Source organism: Anaerotruncus sp. DFI.9.16, from assembly GCF_024461615.1.
GTDB lineage: Bacteria > Bacillota > Clostridia > Oscillospirales > Ruminococcaceae > Anaerotruncus > Anaerotruncus massiliensis.
On sequence record NZ_JANFZX010000115.1, the window covers coordinates 1 to 2,902 of the forward strand.

Annotated in this window: 2 protein-coding genes; both read left to right on the forward strand. The window is 61.0% G+C overall.

Features of this window, described 5'->3' with window-relative positions; all coding sequences use genetic code 11:
* Positions 1-225 precede the first annotated feature (225 nt).
* On the forward strand, positions 226-1,632 hold the full coding sequence (locus NE609_RS17115; protein WP_256153217.1) for a HAMP domain-containing sensor histidine kinase: 1,407 nt from the start codon (positions 226-228) through the stop codon (positions 1,630-1,632).
* A 101-nt stretch (positions 1,633-1,733) separates the two neighbouring features.
* On the forward strand, positions 1,734-2,675 hold the full coding sequence (locus tag NE609_RS17120; protein ID WP_256153218.1) for a DUF1385 domain-containing protein: 942 nt from the start codon (positions 1,734-1,736) through the stop codon (positions 2,673-2,675).
* The last annotated feature ends 227 nt before the right edge of the window (positions 2,676-2,902 follow it).

Here is a 2,902-nt window from a genome sequence, read left to right on the forward strand (position 1 = left end):
CGGCCGTCGCGCGTAGCGCGCTCCGGGCGCAGCCCGGGCAGGCCGCCCAAGCCCCTTGCGGTTTCTTTCCCCCATTTCTTGTCCGCACAAGAAATGGGACCGCCTGCCGGGGCGGGACCCGGCAGGCTACGCTGCTCCCTGAGTAGCAAGCCTAAAACCGCCGTCGGTCGACCACCGACAAGCTCCGCCGCTCTCCGAGCGGCAAACAGAAAGCGAGGTGACGCTGTGGCTGTCAAAAAAATTACCAAACGCTGGCTCTTTAACAACCTCGGCGTCATTCTGGTCATCCTGATCGCTCTGGAGATCGGCTTTGCGTTCGGCATCCGCGCCTTCTATTACAACAACGTTCAGGCGGCGATCATGACGCAGGCGAACATCGTCGTATCGCAGCTCAACGCCTACGCCGAGGACAGTTCGGCCGTCTTCTCCGAGCAGGTGCGCAGCCTCGTGGAAAACTTCCAGGAGCGCAACCGCATGGAGCTGATGACCGTCGATATCGATAAAAAGGTCACCTTTACCTCGAGCGGGTTCGAACCGGGCAGCAATATTCAGATGCCCGATTTTGACGACGCGATGAAGGCCGCCGACGGCGTCGGGCGGTTCACCGGCGTGATCAACGGGGAGAAGATCATGGCGATCACGCGCGCCTCCCCCGTCGTCGACCAGCAGATCGCGGCGGTGCGGTTCGCCGTTTCGCTCGACCTTGTGGACCAGCAGATCATCCTGTTTATCCTGATCCTCACCCTTGTTTGCGTGGCAATCATCTTCTTCGTCATCTTCTCCGGCTCCTACTTCATCAATTCGATCGTCAACCCGGTGGGAGAGGTGGGCGTCACCGCGCGCAAGATCGCTCACGGCGATTTTAACGCGCGGCTCGCCAAGCGCAACGACGACGAGATCGGCGAACTCTGCGACACGATCAACTACATGGCGGAGGAGCTCTCCCAGAGCGAACGGATGAAAAACGATTTCATTTCCTCCGTCTCCCACGAGCTGCGCACCCCGCTCACCGCGATCAAGGGATGGGCGGAGACGATCGCCGACATGGGCGGCGAGGTCGATCCGGAGATGCTATCCAAGGGGATGCGGGTCATCACCGGAGAAACCGAACGCCTCGCCGGCATGGTGGAGGAGCTGCTCGATTTCAGCCGCATCCAGAGCGGCCGCATGAAGCTCGTCAAGGACAAGATGGATTTGATCGCGGAACTCTCCGAGGCGGTGCTCATGTTCGAGGAGCGCGCCAAGCATGAGGAAAAGCGCCTTATCTACGAGGAGCCCGACCTCGTGGCCCCGATTGAGGGGGACCGCAACCGGCTGCGCCAGGTGTTCGTCAACATCATCGACAACGCGCTGAAGTACTCCGACCGCGGGGACACGGTGACCATCAAGGCCGACATGCGGGACGGCGACATCCGCATCACCGTCGCGGACACCGGCTGCGGCATCCGCGAGCAGGATCTGCCCAAGGTCAAGGAGAAGTTTTTCAAGGCCAATTCCACCCGCCGCGGCTCGGGGATCGGGCTTGCGGTGGCGGATGAGATCGTCGCCATGCACGGCGGCTCGCTGGAGCTCACCTCCAAGGAAAATGTCGGCACCCGCGTGACGATCCTGCTGCCCACGGGAAAGAGTTGATTTATTCACAATTGACGTGGTAATATGTTATCTGAACTTGCCGCCGGGACCGGCGGCGCGGCGGGCCGCGGACAGCGGCCTGTCTGGAAAGGGCTGATCATTTGTCGGAAAACTCCTATAAAAAAGAGATCAAAAAGACGTCCATCGGCGGACAGGCCCTCATCGAAGGGGTCATGATGAAGGGGCCGCGGATTTCCGCGATGGCGATTCGCCAGCAAAACGGCGAAATTATTACCGAGACCTGGGACAGCGGCGGAAACAAGTGGTACCACAAGGTTCCCATCCTCCGCGGCATCTTTAATTTTATCGGCATGCTCGGGCAGGGCTACAAGTGCCTCATGCGCTCCGCCGACCTCTCCGGCTTCGCCGAGGAGGAGGAACCCTCCAAATTTGACCGCTGGGTCGACGAGCACCTCGGCGACAAGGCCATGTGGGTCTTCAACGCCGTCGTCACCATCCTTGCGGCGGTGCTCTGCGTCGGCCTCTTCATGCTCCTTCCCGCGGCGGTCATCAAATTCCTCGGCCACTTCGTCAACGCCCCCGGTTTCGCCATGACCCTGACCGAGGGGCTGCTAAAGATCGCGATCTTTATCCTCTACCTCTTCCTCGTCACGCGCATGTCGGACATCCATCGGGTGTTCGAATACCACGGCGCGGAACATAAGACGATCGCCTGCTATGAGGCGGGCGACGAGCTCACCCCCGAAAACGCGAAGAAATATGTACGCTTCCATCCCCGCTGCGGCACCAGCTTCCTGCTGATCGTGCTGGTCATCTCCATCCTCGTCTTTTCGGTCGTGACCTGGAGCAATATCTGGATGCGCGTCGCGCTGAAAATCCTGCTGCTGCCCGTGGTCATCGGCATCTCCTATGAGATCATCCGCTATGCCGGGCGCCACAACAATCCCTTCACCCGCGCGCTCTCCGCGCCCGGCCTCTGGCTCCAGCGGCTCACCACCTTCGAGCCCGACCTCACACAGCTTGAGGTCGCCATCGCCGCCATGACCCCCTGCATTCCGGAGAATGGCGAGGATATCTATTAACGCTGGAAGCGTTAATAGATATCCCTCCCGGGGGAAACTTTCGAGAAAGTTTCCCCTGCCCCCTTCAAAGCTTTTGGTTCAGGCAGGCCGCGCGGCCCAAGCACAGCCGCCGCCCGTGCCGGGAAAATCCATTGACCGGAAGGCTCGCCGGGACCGCACGGCGGAAAATAACGCCCCGCAGGGGCGTTCGCGCGCAAAGCGCGCGTGCGCGGCGAAGCCGCGCAGTT